General features: G+C 60.6%; 25 protein-coding genes. 14 read left to right on the forward strand and 11 right to left on the reverse strand.

The genetic code is table 11. The features are described 5' to 3' along the window. Nucleotides 1–61: 61 nt before the first annotated feature. Nucleotides 62–958 carry a LysR family transcriptional regulator gene (locus tag IB241_RS23525; RefSeq protein ID WP_192300595.1) on the forward strand — a complete coding sequence of 299 codons (897 nt, stop codon included), beginning with the start codon at nucleotides 62–64 and terminating at the stop codon, nucleotides 956–958. On the opposite strand, the gene IB241_RS23530 is transcribed toward IB241_RS23525, so the two are convergent. After that, a complete protein-coding gene (locus tag IB241_RS23530) occupies nucleotides 939–1,394 on the reverse strand; it encodes a flavodoxin (protein ID WP_192300596.1) in 456 nt (151 codons plus the stop codon). The two genes, IB241_RS23525 and IB241_RS23530, sit on opposite strands and share 20 nt — an antisense overlap. A gap of 129 nt (nucleotides 1,395–1,523) precedes the next feature. On the opposite strand from IB241_RS23530, the gene IB241_RS23535 reads away from it, so the two are divergent. Then, the gene (locus tag IB241_RS23535) at nucleotides 1,524–1,991 is read left to right on the forward strand and encodes a PAS domain-containing protein (RefSeq protein WP_192300597.1); all 468 of its coding nucleotides are present in this window, start codon (nucleotides 1,524–1,526) and stop codon (nucleotides 1,989–1,991) included. A gap of 60 nt (nucleotides 1,992–2,051) precedes the next feature. Next, the gene (locus IB241_RS23540) at nucleotides 2,052–2,657 is read left to right on the forward strand and encodes a hypothetical protein (protein WP_192300598.1); all 606 of its coding nucleotides are present in this window, start codon (nucleotides 2,052–2,054) and stop codon (nucleotides 2,655–2,657) included. Between the two features lie 2 nt (nucleotides 2,658–2,659). Here the strand turns inward: IB241_RS23540 and IB241_RS23545 are convergent, their stop codons facing one another. Then, a complete protein-coding gene (locus IB241_RS23545) occupies nucleotides 2,660–3,619 on the reverse strand; it encodes a MerR family transcriptional regulator (protein ID WP_192300599.1) in 960 nt (319 codons plus the stop codon). A gap of 212 nt (nucleotides 3,620–3,831) precedes the next feature. Between IB241_RS23545 and IB241_RS23550 the strand changes: the two genes are divergently transcribed. The 6 genes from IB241_RS23550 to IB241_RS23575 all read left to right on the forward strand — a co-directional run bounded on the left by IB241_RS23550 (nucleotide 3,832) and on the right by IB241_RS23575 (nucleotide 6,828). Further along, nucleotides 3,832–4,392, forward strand: a complete 561-nt coding sequence (locus IB241_RS23550) for an antibiotic biosynthesis monooxygenase (RefSeq protein ID WP_192300600.1) — start codon at nucleotides 3,832–3,834, stop codon at nucleotides 4,390–4,392. Nucleotides 4,393–4,449: 57 nt separating this feature from the next. Then, on the forward strand, nucleotides 4,450–5,160 hold the full coding sequence (gene folM, locus IB241_RS23555) for a dihydromonapterin reductase (RefSeq protein ID WP_192300601.1): 711 nt from the start codon (nucleotides 4,450–4,452) through the stop codon (nucleotides 5,158–5,160). Between the two features lie 20 nt (nucleotides 5,161–5,180). After that, nucleotides 5,181–5,741: a GTP cyclohydrolase I FolE gene (gene folE / locus IB241_RS23560; RefSeq protein ID WP_192300602.1), complete on the forward strand. Its 561-nt coding sequence runs from the start codon at nucleotides 5,181–5,183 to the stop codon at nucleotides 5,739–5,741. Nucleotides 5,742–5,743: 2 nt separating this feature from the next. After that, nucleotides 5,744–6,115: a dihydroneopterin triphosphate 2'-epimerase gene (gene folX / locus IB241_RS23565; protein WP_192300603.1), complete on the forward strand. Its 372-nt coding sequence runs from the start codon at nucleotides 5,744–5,746 to the stop codon at nucleotides 6,113–6,115. Between the two features lie 82 nt (nucleotides 6,116–6,197). Beyond that, on the forward strand, nucleotides 6,198–6,494 hold the full coding sequence (locus tag IB241_RS23570; protein ID WP_192300604.1) for a DUF1244 domain-containing protein: 297 nt from the start codon (nucleotides 6,198–6,200) through the stop codon (nucleotides 6,492–6,494). Continuing rightward, nucleotides 6,487–6,828, forward strand: a complete 342-nt coding sequence (locus IB241_RS23575; protein WP_192300605.1) for a HopJ type III effector protein — start codon at nucleotides 6,487–6,489, stop codon at nucleotides 6,826–6,828. The genes IB241_RS23570 and IB241_RS23575 overlap by 8 nt, the downstream gene beginning before the upstream one ends. Nucleotides 6,829–7,826: 998 nt before the next feature. Here IB241_RS23575 and trxB read toward each other — a convergent pair. Then, the gene (gene trxB, locus IB241_RS23580) at nucleotides 7,827–8,789 is read right to left on the reverse strand and encodes a thioredoxin-disulfide reductase (protein WP_192300606.1); all 963 of its coding nucleotides are present in this window, start codon (nucleotides 8,787–8,789) and stop codon (nucleotides 7,827–7,829) included. A gap of 282 nt (nucleotides 8,790–9,071) precedes the next feature. Here trxB and cysZ point away from each other — a divergent pair, with 282 nt between their 5' ends. Both cysZ and IB241_RS23590 read left to right on the forward strand, forming a co-directional pair. Continuing rightward, the gene (gene cysZ, locus IB241_RS23585; protein ID WP_192300607.1) at nucleotides 9,072–9,836 is read left to right on the forward strand and encodes a sulfate transporter CysZ; all 765 of its coding nucleotides are present in this window, start codon (nucleotides 9,072–9,074) and stop codon (nucleotides 9,834–9,836) included. A gap of 54 nt (nucleotides 9,837–9,890) precedes the next feature. Continuing rightward, nucleotides 9,891–11,069, forward strand: coding sequence for a glycosyltransferase family 4 protein (locus tag IB241_RS23590; RefSeq protein WP_192300608.1), 1,179 nt, complete (start codon nucleotides 9,891–9,893; stop codon nucleotides 11,067–11,069). A gap of 847 nt (nucleotides 11,070–11,916) precedes the next feature. Here IB241_RS23590 and IB241_RS23595 read toward each other — a convergent pair. The 7 genes from IB241_RS23595 to rplU all read right to left on the reverse strand — a co-directional run bounded on the left by IB241_RS23595 (nucleotide 11,917) and on the right by rplU (nucleotide 17,507). After that, nucleotides 11,917–13,026, reverse strand: a complete 1,110-nt coding sequence (locus IB241_RS23595) for an NADH:flavin oxidoreductase (RefSeq protein WP_192300636.1) — start codon at nucleotides 13,024–13,026, stop codon at nucleotides 11,917–11,919. 149 nt (nucleotides 13,027–13,175) lie between these two features. Then, nucleotides 13,176–13,658: a glutathione peroxidase gene (locus IB241_RS23600; protein WP_192300609.1), complete on the reverse strand. Its 483-nt coding sequence runs from the start codon at nucleotides 13,656–13,658 to the stop codon at nucleotides 13,176–13,178. 101 nt (nucleotides 13,659–13,759) lie between these two features. Further along, complete coding sequence (locus IB241_RS23605) at nucleotides 13,760–14,224, reverse strand: CreA family protein (RefSeq protein ID WP_034100556.1); 465 nt, start codon at nucleotides 14,222–14,224, stop codon at nucleotides 13,760–13,762. A gap of 16 nt (nucleotides 14,225–14,240) precedes the next feature. After that, complete coding sequence (proB, locus tag IB241_RS23610) at nucleotides 14,241–15,359, reverse strand: glutamate 5-kinase (RefSeq protein WP_003176047.1); 1,119 nt, start codon at nucleotides 15,357–15,359, stop codon at nucleotides 14,241–14,243. Nucleotides 15,360–15,482: 123 nt separating this feature from the next. Continuing rightward, nucleotides 15,483–16,706: an Obg family GTPase CgtA gene (gene cgtA / locus IB241_RS23615; RefSeq protein WP_003230855.1), complete on the reverse strand. Its 1,224-nt coding sequence runs from the start codon at nucleotides 16,704–16,706 to the stop codon at nucleotides 15,483–15,485. A 194-nt stretch (nucleotides 16,707–16,900) separates the two neighbouring features. Beyond that, the gene (rpmA, locus tag IB241_RS23620) at nucleotides 16,901–17,158 is read right to left on the reverse strand and encodes a 50S ribosomal protein L27 (RefSeq protein WP_003176049.1); all 258 of its coding nucleotides are present in this window, start codon (nucleotides 17,156–17,158) and stop codon (nucleotides 16,901–16,903) included. Nucleotides 17,159–17,192: 34 nt separating this feature from the next. Then, nucleotides 17,193–17,507, reverse strand: a complete 315-nt coding sequence (gene rplU / locus IB241_RS23625) for a 50S ribosomal protein L21 (RefSeq protein WP_007950961.1) — start codon at nucleotides 17,505–17,507, stop codon at nucleotides 17,193–17,195. A gap of 239 nt (nucleotides 17,508–17,746) precedes the next feature. Between rplU and IB241_RS23630 the strand changes: the two genes are divergently transcribed. From IB241_RS23630 to IB241_RS23640, 3 genes are all read left to right on the forward strand, one after another. Then, nucleotides 17,747–18,715, forward strand: a complete 969-nt coding sequence (locus IB241_RS23630; protein WP_192300610.1) for a polyprenyl synthetase family protein — start codon at nucleotides 17,747–17,749, stop codon at nucleotides 18,713–18,715. 174 nt (nucleotides 18,716–18,889) lie between these two features. After that, nucleotides 18,890–19,231, forward strand: coding sequence for a zinc ribbon domain-containing protein YjdM (locus IB241_RS23635; protein ID WP_027617845.1), 342 nt, complete (start codon nucleotides 18,890–18,892; stop codon nucleotides 19,229–19,231). Between the two features lie 159 nt (nucleotides 19,232–19,390). Then, nucleotides 19,391–19,648 (forward strand): hypothetical protein, encoded by a 258-nt coding sequence (locus tag IB241_RS23640; RefSeq protein ID WP_056858344.1) that lies wholly within the window; start codon nucleotides 19,391–19,393, stop codon nucleotides 19,646–19,648. A gap of 144 nt (nucleotides 19,649–19,792) precedes the next feature. Here IB241_RS23640 and IB241_RS23645 read toward each other — a convergent pair whose 3' ends face one another. Continuing rightward, nucleotides 19,793–20,410, reverse strand: coding sequence for an FKBP-type peptidyl-prolyl cis-trans isomerase (locus IB241_RS23645; protein ID WP_192300611.1), 618 nt, complete (start codon nucleotides 20,408–20,410; stop codon nucleotides 19,793–19,795). Between the last annotated feature and the right edge of the window lie 121 nt (nucleotides 20,411–20,531).

The following is a 20,531-nucleotide window of genomic DNA, read 5'->3' on the forward strand; positions in this document are numbered from 1 at the left end:
CCAACCCCATACCCACAGCGAATTGTTAGACTGTCAACTATTCCAAACTGGAATTGAGAGCATGGAATTCAAACAGCTGCGCAGCTTTGTCGAAGTCATCCACCGGGGCGGTTTTACCCAAGCCGGTAAAACCTTGCACATCAGCCAATCCGCCGTGAGCAAACAGGTGGCGCAATTGGAGCACAGCCTTGGCACTCCGTTGCTTGAGCGCACCGGCTCGCACGTGCGCCTGACCGCCACCGGCGCGGTGGTATTGCAGCGCGCCGAGGCGATGTTGCGCCTGCAAAGCGAGTTGCTCAGTGAGCTGGACGACATGCAGCAACTGGCCCGCGGCGAGCTGCGCCTGGGCTTGCCGCTGCTGGCGGGGGATACGTTGTTCGCCGGGCTGTTTGCCGAGTATCGCAAGCGTTACCCCAACGTCACTATCCAGTTGCTGGAGGGCGGCAGCCGCACTATCGAACAGGCGATCCTCAACGGTGAGCTGGATGTCGGTGGCAGCCTGATGCCCAACGACCCGGCCTTCGCCTGGCAAGCCTTTTGCGACGAGCCTTTGGACGCTCTGCTGCCGATGGATCACCCGCTGGCGGAAAACGCCCAGGTGCGCCTGGAGGAATTGGCGGACACGCCATTCCTGATGTACCAGCGCAGTTTTGTGCTGAACGACCGGCTGATGCAGGCGTGCAAGCAAGTGGGTTTTACCCCGAAGGAAATCGGCCGCAGTGGCCAGGCGGATTTTCTCGTGGCCTTGGTCGCGGCCGGTCAAGGCGTGGTGCTGCTGCCCAGCGTGGTCGCCCGTGGGCTGGTGCGACCGGGCGTGGTGCGCCTGACGCTCAAGGCGCCGGACTTCCTGCGCTGGGACATTGCATTCATCTGGCGTGAGGGCGCCTATCTGTCGAGAGCCGCCCAGGCCTGGCTGGCGTTGTTGCGCGAGTATCCGGTCAGCCGCGCAGTGCAGTGACCAGCTCGGCCAACCAGGGCTCGGCGTCGGCCTCGGGGGTGACGCTTTCGCTGGCGTCCAGGCGCAACATCGGCAGCACTTCGCGCACGCCCAGTTCGCCGAACAGTTCACGCATTTGCTCGCCGCCGCCGCAGAAGGTGTCGCCGTAGCTGGCGTCGCCCAGGCCGATCACCGCACCGGGCAGACCGCGCAAGGTGGCGGGCAGTTGGTCACGCAGGGCCGAATACAGGGGTTGCAGGTTGTCGGGCAGCTCACCCATGCCGGTGGTGGACGTCACCGCCAGAAACGCTTCGGGCGCGAAAGCCTGTACGTCCGCCAGGGTGGCGCGCGGGTTGTACCAGGCTTCAAAACCGGCTGCGCTGAGGATACCGGCGGCGTGGCGGGCGACTTCTTCAGCCGTGCCGTAGACCGAGCCGGAAAGGATGGCGACTTTCATCAATCTGATCCTGTAGTTGAGTGAAAGGCTGGGATATTAGCAGTTGTCACAAATATTTCAGCGGGCCCGGTGAAACATTCAACCGTTGCCATAAACTCAAAGCTCCCAAAACAAGCCATGGACCGCTCAATGATCAACGCCAAGCTGATGCAAATGGTTGTCAACGCTTCCAACGACGGGATTGTCGTCGCCGAGCGCGAAGGCAAGGACAAGCCGATAATTTACGTCAACCCGGCATTCGAGAAGCTGACCGGCTACCACCTGGATGACATCCTGTACCAGGATTGTCGCTTCCTGCAGTCAGGTGACCGCGACCAGCCGGCGCTGATGGCGATTCGCGAGGCGTTGGACTGTGGCGGTTCGTGCCGGGAAATCCTGCGCAACTATCGTCAGGACGGCAGTCACTTCTGGAACGAATTGTCGTTGTCGACGGTGTACAACGAGGCCGACAAGCAGACTTATTTTGTCGGTGTGCAAAAAGATGTGACCTTGCAGGTCAAGGCCCAGCAGCGCGTCGCCCAGTTGGAAGCCGAACTGGCCCAGGTCAAGGCCGAGCTGGCCGCGCTAAAGATGACGAGCGGATCTAACAAAATTTAGATAATGCGGTCTGTAGAGCGGATAATGGCATTTTAGTACCCCCTCATTGAGCAATGATCGATGCGACGCGACGCACTTCTGACCCAGGATGAACTGGATTTCATTCAGAACATGCAGCACACCCCCCAGCTAAACCTGCGGGATGCTTCATCGAGCCTGACCGTCAACGGCGGCGCGCAGATCCGCGATTTGCTCACACGCCTGGCCGCTCACGATCACGTCACCATCCAGGCACAGTTCGACAACCAGCAACTCACCTTCCCCCTGCATCTGGTGGAGGATGAGTTTCATGCGGTGCATCTGCGTCTGGGGGTGCCGAGCATTTTCGAAGACGGGCCGATGATCCGTCCGTGGCGCCTGGCCCTCGAGGCACCGGTGGCACTGGAGAACATCAAAGGCACGCCGGGCGCGCTGTGGGTGCACGAAGTGTCATTCAAGGGTGTGCTGGTCGAGATCCGCGGCCGGGTCAAGGCGCCCAAGACCTTTGCGCTGTGGTTCAGCCCTTCCGGTTACGAACGCATTGCGCTACGCGGCACCTTGGAACGGGTAACCGCACGCGGTTTGTTCGCCTACCGCCTGAGCCAGAGCGATGCGGATGAGATCGAGCGCCTGCGCCAATTCATCCTGCATCAACACCGCCTGGTCCACCCGCACGTACACGCCTGATCTCAGGTATCCAGCTGCCCACTGAGAAACTGCTGCAAGCGACGCTGCATCAGGCGTCCTTCATTGCCCAGGCAGCCGATGGAAGAACCGGCCAGGTCCTTCTCGGCCAGGTCCGACGCGACCCCCGCCAGGAACAACGGGCAATCCAGGGTCAGCGCCAGGCGGTTCAGGCGCCCCGGCAGGTCATAACCGTGGGAACGGTTGGAATAGACGATCAGGGCCTGGGGACGGGTCTTTTCACAGACCAGTGTCAGCTCATCAAATGGCTGGCCCATGCCCAGCACCTTCACCGCCAGGTCGTCGCGCGTCATCAACAGCCCGGCCACCAGCAATTCCAACTTGCGGCATTCGCCGGGCATGGCCGCCAACAGCACCCGGGGGGCCGACGAGGCGCACGCCACATGCAGACGCGCCAACGCCTGTACCCGCAGGAACGCGTCGAAGAACAGCCACTCACTGGCCTGGCCGAATCGGCCTTGATGGCGCAGCAGCTCGTTCCACAGGGGCATCAGGATGTCCTGGAACACGATGCTCTGGGGGTAGGTCGCAAAAATCTGGCCGTACACATGCTCCAACTGGCGATCATCGAAAGCACTCACGGCCAGCCTCAACCGCGCCTGCCATTGAGCCCACTCGGCGCCCTCAGGCGTGTCGTGCTCGGCACGCACGGCTTGCGCCTGCTGGTCGTCGCGCGCCAGGATCTTGCCGACCTTGCTTACGGCCACGCCGCGCTCGATCCAATCAAGAATACGATTGACCGTCTCAATATCGGCCTTGGAGTAGAGCCGGTGCCCGCTTTCGGTGCGCGTCGGCTGTATAAGGCCATAACGCCGCTCCCATGCACGCAGCGTCACTGGATTGATGCCTGTCAATCTCGACACTTCACGAATCGGAAAAAACGCCTCGGAATCGGTCGAATCCAGATGTGAAATGCTATCAAGAGGAGCAGTAATTTCGGGCATTTTAGGCCAAAAAACCAACGGTAATTGGGGCAGCCATTTAACGCCTTTAGAGCTGTCTTTTTCAAGGTCCACCCTCTTTAGACCAATGTCACTGGCGTATTTCTGTAAAACAGGAATAATCCTTGCCTGTTTTTACATAGCGGCACTACCCCGCCGCTATGTTCGTGCGCCACCTACCCGGTCCAGCGCACCCGTTTATTTGGAGATACATAATGTCTACCTCCCCAGTCACCCTGATGGTTGCGCGTCGCGTGGCCAAAGGTCGCTACGAAGAACTGATGGCCTGGCTGCGCGAAGGCGAGCAATTGGCCACCGACTTCCCCGGTTACCTGGGTTCAGGCGTGCTCGCACCGCCGCCCAATGACGACGAATTCCAGATCATCTTCCGCTTCGCCGATGAAAAGACCCTGCATGCCTGGGAGTTTTCCGCGTCCCGCAGTGCCTGGCTGGGCCGTGGCAGCGAGCTGTTTGCCGACCCGTCCGAGCATCGCGTGAGCGGCATCGACGGTTGGTTTGGTGCCGTGGGTGCACGGCCGCCGCGCTGGAAGCAGGCCGTGGCGATCTGGCTGGCGTTTTTCCCGGTGTCACTGATCTTCAACTTTGTACTGGGCCCGCTGCTCAATGAGCTGGAGTTGGTGCCGCGCGTGCTGGTCAGCACCCTGGCACTCACGCCGCTGATGGTTTATCTGTTCATTCCGCTGTCGACCCACCTGCTGGCCAACTGGCTGCACCCTGCGCCCACACCACGCAAGGCCACCGAAGCCGCCGCGTGAGTACAGGGGGGGCCGCTCGCTGGTATGATTTGAACCTGCCAGCGAAGCGAGCCCTCCATGACTGCAACACACGCCCCGATCCTGATCACCGGCGCCGGCCAGCGTGTCGGCCTGCATTGCGCCCAGCGCCTGCTGGACGACGGCCATCCGGTGATTTTCAGCTACCGCAGCGAACGTCCCGGCGTGCAGGCCCTGCGCGAACGCGGTGCGATCGGTGTGTTTGCCGACTTCTCCAGCGAAGCCGGCATCCTGGCGTTTATCGCCGAGCTGAACACCCACACCCAAAGCCTGCGTGCGATCATCCACAACGCCTCGGCCTGGATCGCAGAGAGTCCCGACGACGAAAGCCGTGCCTTTACCGACATGTTCAGCGTGCACATGCTTGCGCCTTACCTGATCAACCTGCATTGTTCAGCTTTGCTACAACGCTCGACACCCGCCGACATCGTGCACATCAGCGATGACGTGGTGCGCAAGGGCAGCCGCCAGCACATCGCCTATTGCGCCACCAAGGCCGGGCTCGACAGCCTCACGCTGTCGTTTGCCGCGCAGTTCGCGCCGCTGATCAAGGTCAACGGCATCGCGCCCGCCATGGTGATGTTCAACGAAGGCGACGACGCCGCTTATCGCACCCAGGTGCTGGCCAAGTCCGCACTGGGCATCGAACCCGGGCCCGAGGTGATCTACCAGAGCGTGCGTTACCTGCTGGACAACCCCTATGTCACTGGTACCACCCTGACCGTCAACGGCGGGCGGCATATCAAGTAAGCCGTTTGTGAGGATGTTGTATGACCTTATCCCTGCCCCAACACTACCGCGAGATCCTCAAAGGCCTGGGCGAAGACCCGGAGCGTGAAGGTTTGCTCGACACCCCCAAGCGCGCGGCCAAGGCAATGCAGTACCTGTGCCACGGCTACGAGCAGAACCTGGACGACATCGTCAACGGCGCGCTGTTTACTTCCGACAATGACGAGATGGTGATCCTCAAGGACATCGAGCTGTACTCGCTATGCGAGCACCACCTGCTGCCCTTCATCGGCAAGGCCCACGTGGCCTATATTCCAACCGGCAAGGTCCTCGGCCTGTCGAAGCTGGCGCGCATTGTCGACATGTACGCACGGCGCCTGCAGATCCAGGAAAACCTCACGCGGCAAATCGCTGATGCGATCCAGGAAGTGACCCAGGCCGCCGGCGTGGCAGTGGTGATCGAGGCCAAGCACATGTGCATGATGATGCGCGGTGTGGAGAAACAGAATTCAACCATGAACACCTCGGTGATGCTCGGCGCGTTCCGCGAGTCGAACACCACGCGCATGGAGTTCCTGCAACTGATCGGACGGAGCAAGTAGCAATGCCACAACTTCAACCAGGCATGGCGCGCATCCGGGTCAAGGACCTGTGCCTGCGCACCTACATCGGCATCAACGAGGACGAAATCCTCAACAAGCAGGATGTGCTGATCAACCTGACCATCCTGTATGCCGCCCAGGAAGCCGTGCGCGACAATGACATCGACCATGCGCTGAACTATCGCACCATCACCAAGGCGATCATTGCCCATGTGGAAGGCAACCGTTTTGCCCTGCTGGAGCGCCTGACCCAGGAACTGCTGGATCTGGTGATGAGCAATGAAACAGTGCTGTACGCCGAAGTCGAAGTGGACAAGCCCCATGCGCTGCGCTTTGCCGAATCGGTGTCGATAACGTTAGCTGCAAGCCGTTAGCTGCAAGCTGCAAGCTAAAGCCAACCCATTCCAACTTGCAGCTTGAAGCTTGCCCGCTTGAAGCTGTCTCGAAGAGACCACTATGACCGACCAACAACGCCTCGAACTCGAAGCAGCCGCCTTCCGCCGGCTGGTGGCACACCTGGACAGTCGCAAGGATGTGCAGAACATCGACCTGATGAACCTCGCAGGCTTCTGCCGCAACTGCTTGTCCAAGTGGTACAAGGCCGAGGCCGATGAGCGCCACATCGAGCTGAGCCTCGATGATGCCCGAGAAGTGGTGTACGGCATGCCGTATGCCGAGTGGAAAGCCCAATACCAGAAAGAAGCCAGCGCCGATCAACAGGCGGCGTTCGCCAAAGGAAAAACCCATGACTGATTTGAACACCCTGCGCGCCAGCCTCAACAGCGGCGAACATGCGTTTGCCGACACCTTGGCGTTTATTGCCGCAGGTTATGACTACCAGCCGCAAGCCTTTACCAATGGTGATGTGGAAAACGCTGCCGGCCAGAACGAAGGCTCCTGCAAGACCCTGGGCCTGGCTGTGCTGGAAGGCTTGAGCGATCAGCAAGCGCTGCTGGCGTTTGGCGAGCACTACCGTTCGGTGGTGGCGACGCCTGAGGGCAGTGACCATGGCAACATCCGTGCACTTATCGCACACGGCTTGGCGGGTGTGACGTTCACGGCGCAGCCCCTGACCCGCAGATCCTGAGCCGGACAACCATCAAACTGTGGGAGCGGGCTTGCCCGCGAAAGCGGTGGGTCAGTCGCCTAATTCAGTGACTGATACTCAGCATTCGCGGGCAAGCCCGCTCCCACATTTGTGCTTTGGTGTCCGGTTTGGCGGGTGTGACGTTCAAGGCGCAGCCCCTGACCCGCAGATCCTGAGCCGGACAACCATCAAACTGTGGGAGCGGGCTTGCCCGCGAAAGCGGTGGGCCAGTCGGCTAATTCAGTGACTGATACTCAGCATTCGCGGGCAAGCCCGCTCCCACATTTGTGCTTTGGTGTCCGGCTTGGCGGGTGTGACGTTCACGGCGCAGCCCCTGACCCGCAGATCCTGAGTCGGACAACCATCAAACTGTGGGAGCGGGCTTGCCCGCGAAAGCGGTGGGTCAGTCGCCTAATTCCGTGACTGACACTCAGCATTCGCGGGCAAGCCCGCTCCCACATTTGTGCTTTGGTGTCCGGCTTGGCGGGTGTGACGTTCACGGCGCAGCCCCTGACCCGCAGATCCTGAGCCGGACAACCATCAAACTGTGGGAGCGGACTTGCCCGCCCCACATTTGTGCTTTGGTGTCCGGCTTGGCGGGTGTGACGTTCACGGCACAGCCCCTGACCCGCAGATCCTGAGTCAGACAACCATCAAACTGTGGGAGCGGGCTTGCCCGCGAAAGCGGTGGGTCAGTCGTCTAATTCAGTGACTGACACTCAGCATTCACGGGCAAGCCCGTTCCCACATTTGTGCTTTGGTGTCCGGCTTGGCGGGTGTGACGTTCACGGCGCAGCCCTTGACCCGCAGATCCTGAGTCAGACAACCATCAAACTGTGGGAGCGGGCTTGCCCGCGAAAGCGGTGGGCCAGTCGCCTAATTCAGTGACTGACACTCAGCATTCGCGGGCAAGCCCGCTCCCACATTTGTGCTTTGGTGTCAGTTAAATCGTGGGTGTAAAAAAACCGGCCTCTCAGCCGGTTTTTTATTGCCACGGTTTAGAGCGAAGCGTTGCCCAAACCATCCAGGTAACGCTCGGCATCCAGTGCCGCCATGCAACCAGCGCCGGCCGAAGTGATGGCCTGGCGATACACATGGTCGGCTACGTCGCCAGCAGCGAAGATGCCTTCAAGGTTGGTCGCAGTCGCATTGCCTTCACGGCCGCCCTGTACGACCAGATAGCCGTCTTTGGCTTCCAGCACGCCTTCGAACAACGATGTGTTCGGCGTGTGGCCGATGGCGATGAATACGCCGTCGACTTTCAGCTCGTCGAAGCTGCCGTCGTTGTTTTTCAGGCGGGCGCCGGTCACGCCCATGTTGTCGCCCAGGACTTCGTCCAGGGTGGCATTGAGCTTGAGGATGATCTTGCCTTCAGCCACACGGGCGTGCAGCTTGTCGATCAGGATCTTCTCGGCGCGGAACGTCTCGCGGCGGTGAACCAGGGTCACGGTGCTGGCGATGTTGGCCAGGTACAGCGCTTCTTCCACGGCAGTGTTGCCGCCACCGACCACAGCGACCGGCTTGTTGCGGTAGAAGAAACCGTCGCAGGTCGCGCAGGCGGAAACGCCTTTGCCCATGAACGCTTCTTCCGATGGCAGGCCCAGGTAACGGGCGCTGGCGCCGGTCGCGATGATCAGTGCGTCACAGGTGTAGACGCCGCTGTCGCCGGTCAGGCTGTAAGGCTTCTTGGAGAAGTCGACCTGGTTGATATGGTCAAACACGATCTCGGTTTCGAAGCGCTCGGCGTGTTCTTTCATGCGTTCCATCAGCGCCGGGCCGGTCAGGCCGTGGACGTCGCCCGGCCAGTTGTCGACTTCGGTGGTGGTGGTCAATTGACCGCCCGCCTGCATGCCGGTGATCAGCAGCGGCTTGAGGTTGGCCCGGGCAGCGTAGACCGCAGCGCTGTAACCGGCAGGGCCGGAACCGAGAATAATCACTCGCGAATGACGGGTATCAGACATGACTCACTCCTGTCGACCGCCCGGACCACAAGGCGGCTGGAATAAAAAAGGGACCACGAAGCACTTGGGGAAGGCTTTAACTCGCAGGCCCTGAAAATAATGGGTGCAGCGTATAGAGGGGGGCAAGATTAAGGAAATACGCATTAACAATCCAGCTCATAGACGGTCCCTATGCAGTCGACCCGGCTGATCGACGGGTTTGTTACGACTGATGTCGCCGCTTTCGCCCGTGATACAAAGCCGGTAAGGTCGGCGCGTTCGCCCCTTTGCTCGGAGTTATCCATGCCCGCCCCTGCCCTTTCCGGCCCGCAATACCTGCGTGAAGGCCTCAAACTGGTCTTGAGCCCTGGCCTGCGCCTGTTTGTGCTGCTGCCACTGGCGATCAACCTGGTGTTGTTCGTCGGCTTGATCTATTTCGCCGGCCATCAGTTCAGCCTGTGGGTCGACCACCTGATGCCGACGCTGCCGAACTGGCTGAGCTTTCTCAACTACTTGCTATGGCCGCTGTTTGTGGTGCTGGTGGTGCTGATGGTGTTTTTCACCTTCACCATGCTGGCCAATATCATCGCCGCGCCGTTCAACGGTTTTCTTTCGGAGAAAGTCGAAGTGGTGGTGCGTGGCACCGATGATTTCCCGGCGTTCAGTTGGGGTGAGTTGATCGCCATGGTGCCGCGCACACTGGCCCGGGAAATGCGCAAGCTGGGGTACTTCCTGCCACGGGCCATCGGCTTGTTTATCCTGTCGTTCATTCCGGTGGTCAACCTGATCGCCGCGCCGTTGTGGCTGCTGTTCGGGGTGTGGATGATGGCGATCCAGTACATCGACTACCCGGCCGACAACCACAAGCTGGGCTGGAACGAGATGCTCGCCTGGCTGCGCCAGAAACGCTGGCAGAGCATGAGCTTCGGCGGCATCGTTTACCTGGTGTTGCTGGTGCCGGTGGTCAACCTGTTGATGATGCCGGCGGCAGTGGCCGGGGCGACCTTGTTCTGGGTGCGTGAGCAGGGCGCCGAAGCGATGGCGCGGCAGAACGTGACCACGTCATAAATCCATCATCCCAATGACACAATGACGACATGGCCCACAGTGACACTGTGGGCCATGACGACAGCCTCGCTTCACATCACTCTGATCACCGAAACCTTCCCGCCCGAAATCAACGGGGTGGCCAATACCCTTGGCCGCCTGTGCGAAGGTCTGCGCGCGCGCGGCCATCAGGTCGAACTGGTGCGTCCACGCCAGAACGCTGACCAGAGCCGTCCCAGCGACGACGAATTGCTGCTGTGCCGTGGCTGGCCGCTGCCGGGCTACCCGGGCCTGCAATGGGGCCAGTCGTCGATGCACAAATTGCTGCGCCGCTGGACCCGCCAGCGTCCGGATGTGCTGTACATCGCCACCGAGGGCCCGCTGGGCTTATCCGCGCTGCGGGCTGCCCGGCGCCTGGGGATCAGCGTGGTCAGCGGCTTTCACACCAACTTCCAGCAGTACTCGAACCAATATGGGTTAAGCATGCTGAGCCGGGTAGTCACCCATTATCTGCGCTGGTTCCATAACCGCTCGACCTTGACCCTGGTGCCCAGTGCCAGCCAGCGCCTGGAGTTGGAACGCCGCCACTTCGAGCGGCTGGGCATGTTGTCGCGGGGCGTCGACAGCCAATTGTTCCATCCGGCCAAGCGCGACAACGTACTGCGTGAGAGCTGGGGCCTGGGCAATGACGACATTGCAGTTTTGCACGTAGGACGTTTGGCTCAGGAGAAAAACCTGGGTGTACTCAAGCGCTGTTTCGAGGCGCTGCGCAACACATATCCACAGCGCAGGCTGAAATTGATCATCGTCGGCGACGGGCCGCAACGCTCACTGCTGGAACATGACCTGCCCGACGCCGTGTTCTGCGGCACGCAACGCGGCGAAGAACTGGCACGGCATTACGCGTCGGGCGATCTGTTCCTGTTTCCCAGCCTCACCGAAACCTTCGGCAACGTGGTGCTGGAAGCCATGGCTTCCGGGTTGGGCGTGGTGGCGTATGACCAGGCGGCTGCGACCCAGCATATCCGCCATGGCTATAACGGCGTACTGGCGATGCCGGGGGATGAGGAGGCGTTTTGCGATGCGGCCTGCTGGCTGCTTGAAGAGCGCGAGAGTTTGCGCAGGGCGCGCCTGAATGCACGCCAACATGCCAGCCGCCAGGGTTGGCCGGCGATCATCGAGCAGTTCGAGCACCAGTTACGGGGTGTGTGCAAGGGAGAGTTTGTTGCTCCGCCGTTACCCTCCACCCGCTGATCCGGCGACAGTTTCAGTCATCCACTTCACCACCCGGCGCCCACAGCCGACGGTTTATGGGGCCGCGATTCGGAATAGGCAATAGGCATTGTCTGAATCCCCGCCACCAAACAGGATATTTCGGGAACGTCACTCCGATTATGGCCACCCATGACGCACCTGCCTGGTGAAGGTGGGCACCCCATAATCTGAAAGAGTTTTTTATGTCGACACACATCAACGGAGCAGCGGCTCACGGTAATTGGCACTTCAGCGCTCCGGCGGCTACGGGCAATCCCTCGCAAAGGCCCGAGACCCACCTTCAGCAACCGTGGTATCGCCCGCGCCCACCCCGGCCGGATAACCAACACACCCAGCCGGGCTGGAACCCACCACACCGGCCACAGCCGGATCAGCCATACACCCGGCCAGGCTGGAACCCTCCGTACCAGCCACAGCCCGACCACCAGTACACCCGGCCAGGCTGGAACCCTCCGCACCAGCCACAGCCCGACTACCAGTACACCCGGCCAGGCTGGAACCCTCCGTACCAGCCACAGCCCGACCACCAGTACACCCGGCCAGGCTGGAACCCTCCGCCCCCGCCACAGCCCGACTATCAGTACACCCGACCAGGCTGGAACCCACCGTACCGGCCACAGCCGGATCGCGACTACTCACAACCCGACTGGGACTACCGGCAAACCTCGTCAAGGCCTACACCGAGGCAGCCCGACCACGATGACGGTTACCGGACGCCCTATGCAGGGCGACGGCCGGTACAACCACACCATCGCTTGAGCAACCGCTGAAATAAAAGGGCCGGGTATCGACATACCCGGCCCCTCTCCAACGCCGAATGGCTTGATCAGACCAACGTGGTCAACGCCTCGCGACTGAACGGCAGAATGTCGCCCTCGCGACCTTCGCGCACCTTCACCGCCCAATCCGGGTCCACCAGCAACGCACGGCCCACGGCAACCAGGTCGAATTCCTCATTGTTGAGGCGCTCCAGCAGCTTCTCCAGGCTGGCCGGCTGCGCGACCTTGTCGGTGTTGACCATGAATTGCAGGAACTCGCCGTCCAGGCCAACGCTGCCTACGGTGATGGTCGGCTTGCCGGTGAGCTGGCGCGTCCAACCGGCCAGGTTGAGGTCGGAACCTTCGAATTCCGGCTCCCAGAAGCGGCGAGTGGAACAGTGGAAAATGTCCACACCAGCGTCAGCCAACGGCTGCAGGAACTCACCCAGCGCCTCGGGGGTTTGCACCAGTCGGGCGGTGTAGTCCTGCTGTTTCCACTGAGAGAAACGGAAGATGATCGGAAAGTCCGCGCCAACCGCGGCGCGGGTGGCCCGGATCAACTCGATGGCAAAACGCGAACGGTTGGCCAGGCTGCCACCATATTCGTCGGTGCGCTGGTTGCTGCCTTCCCAGAAGAACTGGTCGACCAAGTAACCGTGGGCGCCGTGGATCTCCACGCCGTCCATGCCGATGCGTTGGGCATCCTTGGCGGCTTGGGCAAAGGCATTGATCACGTCTTGGATGTCTTGCCGGGTCATGCCATGGACAACGACATTGCCGTCCTTGAGTTTTTCCATTGGGCCGTAGGCCGGCACGCTGGCATCCGGCTCGGTGCCGATGCGCCGCACACTGCCCACATGCCACAGCTGCGGGACGATCTTGCCGCCCTCGGCATGCACGGCGTCGACCACTTTTTTCCAGCCAGCCAGAGCGGCCTCACCGTAAAAATGCGGGACGTTGGGATAGCCGTTGGATGCTGGGTGGCCGACCACCGTGCCTTCGGTGATGATCAGGCCCACACCGGCAGCGGCGCGGCGGCGGTAGTACTCGATGACTTGGGCGTTGGGTACGCCGCCCGGCGAGAACGAACGGGTCATCGGCGCCATGACTACACGGGTCGACAGTTGCAGAGCACCGAGCTGGAAGGGTTTGAACAAGGCTTGGACAGGCATGGGGATGCTCCACGTAAGGCGGGTTTATGACGTGGATAATATTGGCCCCACAGAGGCCTGAACAGCACTATTGATCTGAGTGATTAAAGGATAAAAGCGAACGGCGACTGACCTGTGGCGAGAGAGCTGGCTCCCCCTCCACAGGCCGGGCCGAGTTAATTCAAGGCTTTTTCGATGGCTTGGACGATGGTGGGATCATCCGGTGCGGTACGCGGAGAGAAGCGTGCAAGCACCCGCCCATCCTTGCCCAGCAGGAATTTCTCGAAGTTCCAGGTTATATCCCCGGGAAACTCCGCACCCTCGCCCGCCAGCAAGCGGTAGAGCTGGTGACGGTCCGGGCCGTTGACGTCAAGCTTGCCGCCCAGCGGGAAGGTCACGCCATAGTTCAGGCTGCAGAACTCGCGGATTTCCTCTTCGCTGCCCGGCTCCTGGCCTGCAAACTGATTGCAGGGCAAGCCCAACACGACAAACCCCTGGCCCTTGTATTGCTGGTAGAGGTTTTCCAGAGCCGCATATTGCGGGGTCAAGCCACACTTGGAGGCCACATTGACCACCAGCACCACTTGCCCCTTGAAGGGTGCCAGTGGCAGCTCTTGTCCGTCCAAAGCTTTGAGTTTCAGATCGTGGAAAGCACTCATGACGAACTCCAGATATCCCATGTTCTTAGCAAAGCGGCTCGTCGAGATTACAACCCGCAAGCCTGCAATCATAGACGCCGATGACAAAACCCGCCTGCGGATTACTGAGCGGTAGGCCACGGCAGGATCGGAATCGCCGTCACGGCGTTCTGCGGGCTGCCTTCGATCAGGCGGTCGCTGTACACCAGGTAAACCAGGGTGTTGCGCTTCTTGTCGAGGAAGCGCACCACCTGCATGGTCTTGAACACCAGCGACGTACGCTCCTTGAATACTTCGTCGCCATCCTTGAGCTCGCCCTTGAAGCGGATCGGCCCCACCTGACGGCAGGCGATCGAGGCTTCGGCACGGTCTTCGGCCAGGCCCAGGCCGCCTTTGACGCCGCCGGTCTTGGCGCGCGACAGGTAGCACGTCACACCGTCGACCTTGGGGTCATCGAAGGCTTCGACGACGATCCGGTCGTTGGGGCCGACAAACTTGAATACCGTCGACACCTGGCCAACTTCTTCGGCAGACGCCAACAGTGGCATGGCCAATAGCAGGCCGAGCAATCCCTTCATTACGCGCATCGAATACTCCCTTTGTTTAAACCAGGATCAGGTTGTCGCGGTGCACCAGTTCCGGCTCCGCCATATAACCCAACAGGCCCACAATCGCGTCAGACGACTGCCCAATGATTTTCTGCGCTTCCAGGGCGCTGTAGTTGGCCAGGCCGCGGGCGATTTCACGACCGTCCGGGGCCACACACACCACCATCTCGCCACGGCGGAAGCTGCCCTGCACCAGCTTGACGCCGACCGGCAGCAAGCTTTTGTTGCCTTGGGACAGCGCAGATACAGCGCCATCGTCCAGCACCAGGGTGCCACGGGTTTGCAGATGACCGGCCAACCATTGTTTGCGCGCCGCGAGCATACCCCGCTCAGGCGACAGCAGCGTGCCGATCCGCTCGCCAGCCTTGAGGCGGTCGAGCACACGCTCGATGCGCCCGCCGACGATGATGGTGTGGGCACCGGAACGCGCAGCCAGGCGTGCAGCGCGCAGCTTGGTCTGCATGCCGCCACGGCCCAGGGCACCGCCGACGCTGCCGGCCACGGCGTCCAGCGCAGGGTCATCGGCGCGGGCTTCGTAGATCAGTTGCGCATCGGGGTTGTTGCGCGGGTCGGCGTCAAACATGCCGTCGCGGTCGGTGAGGATCACCAGCAGGTCGGCTTCCACCAGGTTGGCTACCAGGGCGGCCAGGGTGTCGTTGTCGCCGAAACGGATTTCGTCGGTAACCACGGTGTCGTTTTCGTTGATCACCGGGATGACTTTCAGCTCTACCAGCGCACGCAGGGTGCTGCGGGCGTTGAGGTAGCGCTTGCGGTCGGACAGGTCGTCGTGGGTCAGCAGGATCTGCGCCGTGTGGCGGCCGTGCTCGGCGAAGCTGGATTCCCAGGCTTGTACCAGGCCCATCTGGCCGATGGCGGCGGCGGCTTGCAGTTCGTGCATCGCGCTGGGTCGCGCGGTCCAGCCGAGGCGGCTCATCCCGGCGGCAACCGCCCCGGACGACACCAGCACCAACTCAACGCCAGCCTCATGCAAGGCCACCATTTGCTCGACCCAGACGCTCATGGCTGCACGATCGAGCCCCTTGCCATCCGCCGTCAGCAGCGCACTTCCGATCTTTACGACCCAGCGCTGCGCACCTGTCACTTTGCTCCGCATCATCTTCAACCTTAGATAGAGGGCTGCGCGACCCAGCGCAACCCATAACGTTATTCGTGACTACGTATACCCAGATACCAAAACGCCGCTCAATTGAGCGGCGCTTAAGTTTACTGCAACGAATCAGTCGCGCACGTAAATGATTTCAGGACCGTCTTCATCATCCACGTCTTCTTCGTCCCAATCGTCGTCACCGATGTCATGGACCGACTTCACGCCGCTGCGGCGCAGGGCACGCTGGTCGTCCAGCGCCTGCAACTGGGCACGGGCTTCGTCTTCGATCTGCTGGTCGAGTTCAGCCAGTTCGGCCTTGAACACCGGGTCGGCCGCCAGGCGGTCGGCGCGGTCTTCGAGGTAGCGCATGATGTCGCGGGTCAGGCGCTCGGTGCCTTCTTTGGCGATGGCCGAGATCACGTAGACCGGGCCTTCCCACTCCAGGCGGTCGACGATTTCCTTGACGCGCTCTTCGTGCTCTTCTTCGAGGATCTGGTCGCACTTGTTCAGGACCAACCAGCGATCACGCTCGGCCAGGGCCGGGCTGAACTTGGTCAGTTCGCTGACGATCACTTCAGCGGCGTCCGCTGCGCTGGTTTCATCCAACGGCGCCATGTCCACGAGGTGCAGCAGCAAACGGGTGCGGGACAAGTGCTTGAGGAAGCGAATGCCCAGGCCGGCGCCGTCGGAAGCGCCTTCGATCAGGCCGGGAATGTCGGCGATCACGAAGCTTTTCCAGCGGTCGACACTGACCACGCCCAGGTTTGGCACCAGGGTGGTGAACGGGTAGTCGGCGACTTTCGGCTTGGCGGCCGAGACCGAGCGGATGAAGGTACTTTTACCCGCGTTCGGCAGGCCCAACAGGCCTACGTCGGCCAGTACTTTCATTTCCAGCTTGAGGTCACGCTGCTCGCCCGGCTTGCCTGGCGTGGTCTGGCGTGGCGCACGGTTGGTACTGGACTTGAATCGGGTGTTACCCAGACCGTGCCAGCCGCCCTGCACAACCATCAGCTTCTGGCCGGCCTTGGTCAGGTCGCCGATCACTTCCTGGGTAGCGGAGTCGATAATCGTGGTGCCGACGGGTACGCGCAGCACCAGGTCTTCGCCTTTTTTACCGGTGCAGTCGGTGCTGCCGCCGTTGGAGCCACGCTCGGCATCGAAGTGCCGGGTGTAACGGTAGTCGACCAGGGTGTTGAGGTTTTCGTCGGCCATCATGTAGATGGAACCGCCGTCACCGCCGTCACCGCCGTTTGGGCCACCGTTTTCGATGAATTTTTCGCGACGGAAACTCATGCAACCGTTACCGCCGTCGCCTGCTTTTACTCGGATGGAAACTTCATCAACGAACTTCATAACAAAACGCCTCTCGCCGCATGGACGAGCTTAAGAAACCAAGACATAAGACTCTTGCAAAAATGAGCGCAGCGACCTCAAGCAACGACCGCATATCCTGCTGCTATCGCCCATTACAAACAGCTTTGCAAGAGACTCACTCCACAAACGAAAAAGCCCCGTCGCAAGACAGGGCTTTTCCAGCGATCTCGCAATTAAGCTGCGACAACGCTCACGTAACGGCGGTTGAACGCGCCTTTTACTTCAAACTTGATCACGCCTTCGATTTTCGCGAAGAGGGTGTGATCTTTACCCATGCCTACACCGTAACCGGCGTGGAATTGGGTGCCGCGCTGACGCACGATGATGTTGCCCGGAATGATTTTCTGGCCGCCATACATCTTCACGCCAAGGCGTTTGGCTTCTGAGTCGCGACCGTTACGGGTACTACCACCAGCTTTTTTGTGTGCCATGAGTCAATTCTCCTAGTGAGGAATTAGGCTGAAATTAAGCCTGAATACCGGTGATTTTGATCTCGGTGTACCACTGGCGGTGGCCCATACGCTTCATGTGGTGCTTACGACGACGGAACTTGATGATGCGGACTTTATCGTGACGACCTTGGGAGATCACTTCAGCCACAACGGTAGCGCCAGCAACAACTGGAGCGCCGATGTTCACGTCATCGCCATTGGCGACCAACAGAACGCGATCAAAGGTAACGGATTCGCCGGTAGCGACTTCCAGTTTTTCGATCTTCAGGTATTCACCTGGGGCGACTTTGTATTGCTTGCCACCAGTAACAATTACTGCGTACGACATGGTATTTCTCCGATAATCCTGCTCACCCAGCTCTTTATAAGAAGAGGTATTGGCTGGCATGGCTGCATGGGATGGACGTCCCGAATGCAATTGCGTAAGGCAGGTGCTGCCCAGGAAGTTCAGGGTGCGCGATTGTACGCAAGCTATAGAAGCCTTGCAAGGGGCCGTCTATCGCGCCTTGACACTGCGGGGTCAGGGTCCTAGCATGCCGCGCAACCCTTCTGGAGCGACTGTAGCTGATGCAACCCCAAGCTTTCTACCGCGCGGTCGCGGACGATTTTAGCGCCGTCGACGGCATCATCAAGAAACAGCTCACGTCCAAAGTGCCGCTGGTCTCCAAAATTGGCGACTATATTACGTCGGCGGGCGGCAAACGCCTGCGTCCTTTATTAGTGTTGCTGTGTGGCAAGGCCCTGGGTCGCGAAGGCGACGACTTGCGTTTGCTGGCGGCGACTATCGAATTCCTGCACACCGCGACCCTGCTGCATGACGACGTGGTCGACATGTCGGGCATGCGCCGTGGCCGCGAGACCGCCAATGCCATGTGGGGCAACGCCCCCAGCGTGCTGGTCGGCGATTTCCTGTACTCGCGCTCGTTCGAAATGATGGTCGAACTGGGCTCGATGCCGGTGATGAAGATTCTGTCCCAGGCCACCCGCATCATCGCTGAAGGCGAAGTGTTGCAGCTGTCCAAGGTGCGCGACGCCAGCACCACCGAAGAAACCTATATGGAAGTGATTCGCGGCAAAACCGCGATGCTCTTCGAAGCCTCCACCCATAGCGCCGCCGCGCTGTGTGGCGCGACCGCCGAACAGGCCGAAGCCCTGCGCACCTTTGGCGACCACCTGGGCGTGGCCTTCCAACTGGTAGACGACCTGCTCGATTACCGCGGCGACGCCGAGACCCTGGGCAAGAACGTCGGTGACGACCTGGCCGAGGGCAAGCCGACCTTGCCGCTGATCTACACCATGCGCGAAGGCACGCCGGAACAGGCGGCCCTGGTGCGCAAGGCGATCCAGAAAGGCGGGATCGAAGACCTCGAAAGCATCCGCGAAGCCGTGGAAGCCTCGGGTTCGCTGGACTACACCGCGCAATTGGCGCGTGACTACGTGGCCCGTGCCATCCAATGCCTGGAAGCCCTGCCGGCCAGCGAATACCGGGATGCACTGGTTGAGCTGAGTGAGTTTGCGGTCGCCCGTACGCACTGATTGCACACCGTTTAATGTGGGAGCTGGCTTGCCTGCGATAGCTTTAGTGAATTCACTACCGATATCGCAGGCAAGCCAGCTCCCACATTAGACCGAGCCAAGCCGCCCCTCCCACCGTTAAAACCCTATATAATGTGCGACTTTTAGCCATCCCTGACTCTACAAGGAGCTTTAGTGAGCACGTTGCCACCCTGCCCGAAATGCAATTCCGAATACACCTACGAAGACGGCGCCCAGCTGATCTGCCCGGAATGCGCCCACGAGTGGTCCGCCAATGGCGAGGCCGAAGCGGCTAGCGATGAAACCGTGAAGAAAGACTCTGTGGGCAACGTCCTGCAGGACGGCGACACCATCACCGTGATCAAGGACCTCAAGGTCAAGGGCACCTCCCTGGTGGTCAAGGTCGGCACCAAGGTCAAGAACATCCGCCTGTGCGATGGCGACCACGACATCGATTGCAAGATCGACGGTATCGGCCCGATGAAACTCAAGTCCGAGTTCGTCCGCAAGGTCTGAGCCTGCAACTTCCATCCCGCGCCCGCCGCGGGATGGCGTTTCGCCCTCCCGGTTGACCCCGCGCAATAACCACACAGAAAAAACCACAAACCGCCAATAGGCACTTGCTATTCTACGAATAAGAATTATTCTCATTGAAACCCATCAAGGAGAACGACCATGACTTATTTGATAGACGCCTGGCTGGACCGCCCACACCCTTACCTGCGCATCCTGCATCGGGAAACCGGCGAAGTCTGTGCGGTATTGGAAGAAGAGGCGCTGAGCGAGCTGCAGGACCAGGGCGACCTGGACGTGAATGGCTTGAGCTCAAGTGAGCCCGGGGTACTGAAGGAAGTGGTGCGCAATCTGTTTCTGTTCTGCTATGCCCGAGCGTTGCGCCCGGCCACTGAATTGAATGGCAAATTCCATCCATGAGCCCATCCTGTGGAAGCGAGCTTCATGTGGGAGCGGGCTTGCTCGCGAAAGCGGTGGGTCAGTCAATAAATGTGCGACTGACACGCCGTCTTCGCGAGCAAGCCTGCTCCCACACAAGCCATTTCCCGCAGTAATCAGCAGGTCTTACAGAACGTCGAGCAGCTCGACGTCGAACACCAGAACGCTGTGCGGCGGGATGCTGCCAACGCCTTGAGCGCCGTAAGCCAGTTCGCTCGGCACGTACAGGCGCCATTTGCTGCCGGCATTCATCAGTTGCAGGGCTTCGGTCCAGCCAGCGATCACGCCGCCAACCGGGAATTCCGCAGGCTGGCCGCGCTCGTAGGAGCTGTCGAACACAGTGCCGTCGATCAGGGTGCCGTGGTAGTGGGTACGTACCTGGTCTTCACGGGTCGGCTTGGCGCCTTCACCGGCAGTCAGCACTTCAAATTGCAGGCCGGAAGCCAGGGTGGTGATGCCATCACGCTTGGCGTTCTCAGCCAGGAAAGCCAGGCCTTCGCCAGCAGCCGCTTCGGCCTTGGCAGCCGCTTCGGCTTGCATGATTTCGCGGATAACCTTGAAGCTGGCAGCCATTTGCTCTTGATCAACACGGCTTGGCTTGCCGGCGAAAGCGTCGGTCAGGCCAGCCAGGATGGCGTCCAGGCTCACACCCGGTGGCGGGTTGTCGCGCAGTTGGTCGCCCAGTTGACGGCCAATACCGTAGCTGACGCGGGTTTCGTCGGTGGACAGATTAACTTCGGACATGAAGGTGCTCCGCTGTAGGACAACACTGAAAACGCCGCACAAAAGCCGCGCGTTCCTTGTCACCCAAAACTAAAAGGGCCAGCAGACTAGCACACAACACCGTGCCTTGATGAGCGCACCG

Origin of the sequence: Pseudomonas sp. PDM05 (genome assembly GCF_014851685.1) — a bacterium.
Lineage (GTDB): Bacteria > Pseudomonadota > Gammaproteobacteria > Pseudomonadales > Pseudomonadaceae > Aquipseudomonas.

Coding starts and splice junctions, on each gene's coding strand:
- IB241_RS23525 (WP_192300595.1), top strand. CDS start 62: ATGGAATTCAAACAGCTGCGCAGCTTTGTCGAAGTCATCCACCGGGGC.
- cysZ (WP_192300607.1), top strand. CDS start 9,072: ATGCCCGCCCCTGCCCTTTCCGGCCCGCAATACCTGCGTGAAGGCCTC.
- IB241_RS23540 (WP_192300598.1), top strand. CDS start 2,052: ATGCGACGCGACGCACTTCTGACCCAGGATGAACTGGATTTCATTCAG.
- trxB (WP_192300606.1), bottom strand. CDS start 8,789: ATGTCTGATACCCGTCATTCGCGAGTGATTATTCTCGGTTCCGGCCCT.
- IB241_RS23630 (WP_192300610.1), top strand. CDS start 17,747: ATGCAACCCCAAGCTTTCTACCGCGCGGTCGCGGACGATTTTAGCGCC.
- cgtA (WP_003230855.1), bottom strand. CDS start 16,706: ATGAAGTTCGTTGATGAAGTTTCCATCCGAGTAAAAGCAGGCGACGGC.
- IB241_RS23570 (WP_192300604.1), top strand. CDS start 6,198: ATGACCGACCAACAACGCCTCGAACTCGAAGCAGCCGCCTTCCGCCGG.
- folM (WP_192300601.1), top strand. CDS start 4,450: ATGACTGCAACACACGCCCCGATCCTGATCACCGGCGCCGGCCAGCGT.
- proB (WP_003176047.1), bottom strand. CDS start 15,359: ATGCGGAGCAAAGTGACAGGTGCGCAGCGCTGGGTCGTAAAGATCGGA.
- rpmA (WP_003176049.1), bottom strand. CDS start 17,158: ATGGCACACAAAAAAGCTGGTGGTAGTACCCGTAACGGTCGCGACTCA.
- IB241_RS23590 (WP_192300608.1), top strand. CDS start 9,891: ATGACGACAGCCTCGCTTCACATCACTCTGATCACCGAAACCTTCCCG.
- IB241_RS23550 (WP_192300600.1), top strand. CDS start 3,832: ATGTCTACCTCCCCAGTCACCCTGATGGTTGCGCGTCGCGTGGCCAAA.
- IB241_RS23530 (WP_192300596.1), bottom strand. CDS start 1,394: ATGAAAGTCGCCATCCTTTCCGGCTCGGTCTACGGCACGGCTGAAGAA.
- IB241_RS23535 (WP_192300597.1), top strand. CDS start 1,524: ATGATCAACGCCAAGCTGATGCAAATGGTTGTCAACGCTTCCAACGAC.
- folX (WP_192300603.1), top strand. CDS start 5,744: ATGCCACAACTTCAACCAGGCATGGCGCGCATCCGGGTCAAGGACCTG.
- rplU (WP_007950961.1), bottom strand. CDS start 17,507: ATGTCGTACGCAGTAATTGTTACTGGTGGCAAGCAATACAAAGTCGCC.
- IB241_RS23575 (WP_192300605.1), top strand. CDS start 6,487: ATGACTGATTTGAACACCCTGCGCGCCAGCCTCAACAGCGGCGAACAT.
- folE (WP_192300602.1), top strand. CDS start 5,181: ATGACCTTATCCCTGCCCCAACACTACCGCGAGATCCTCAAAGGCCTG.
- IB241_RS23545 (WP_192300599.1), bottom strand. CDS start 3,619: ATGCCCGAAATTACTGCTCCTCTTGATAGCATTTCACATCTGGATTCG.
- IB241_RS23600 (WP_192300609.1), bottom strand. CDS start 13,658: ATGAGTGCTTTCCACGATCTGAAACTCAAAGCTTTGGACGGACAAGAG.
- IB241_RS23645 (WP_192300611.1), bottom strand. CDS start 20,410: ATGTCCGAAGTTAATCTGTCCACCGACGAAACCCGCGTCAGCTACGGT.
- IB241_RS23640 (WP_056858344.1), top strand. CDS start 19,391: ATGACTTATTTGATAGACGCCTGGCTGGACCGCCCACACCCTTACCTG.
- IB241_RS23605 (WP_034100556.1), bottom strand. CDS start 14,224: ATGCGCGTAATGAAGGGATTGCTCGGCCTGCTATTGGCCATGCCACTG.